General features: G+C 50.7%; 1 pseudogene. It reads right to left on the bottom strand.

Annotated features, from left to right (window positions below):
• Positions 1 to 160: 160 nt before the first annotated feature.
• Positions 161 to 302: pseudogene (locus tag DW677_RS18955) on the bottom strand (sugar O-acetyltransferase); the annotation flags it as partial.

The raw sequence follows: 302 nt of genomic DNA, 5'->3' as shown, positions 1-302 counted from the left end.
GCCTTGAAAAATAAGGAAAGTTCAGGAAATCTCTCCACAAATTCCGAATTGTCGTTCCCAGTATACCATGCCTTCTCCCCGTAGAAAAGCATGGCGAAAATCAAAAATGTCCCCGGAGAGCTTGTGCGTATGTTTTTTCAGCGTTTCCGATCTGAATTTCTCAGAACAGAATATCCTCCGGCTTGAACTTATCTTTTTCTGTAATGGGGCGGATCACCTTGCAGGGCACCCCTGCAGCGATGACACCGGCGGGAATGTCACGGGTGACGACGCTTCCCGCCCCGATAACCGAGCCTGCCCCG

It is taken from the genome of Clostridium sp. AM25-23AC, assembly GCF_003435125.1.
GTDB classification, from domain to species: domain Bacteria; phylum Bacillota; class Clostridia; order Lachnospirales; family Lachnospiraceae; genus Pilosibacter; species Pilosibacter fragilis.
This window is presented reverse-complemented; position numbering and strand designations above follow the sequence as displayed.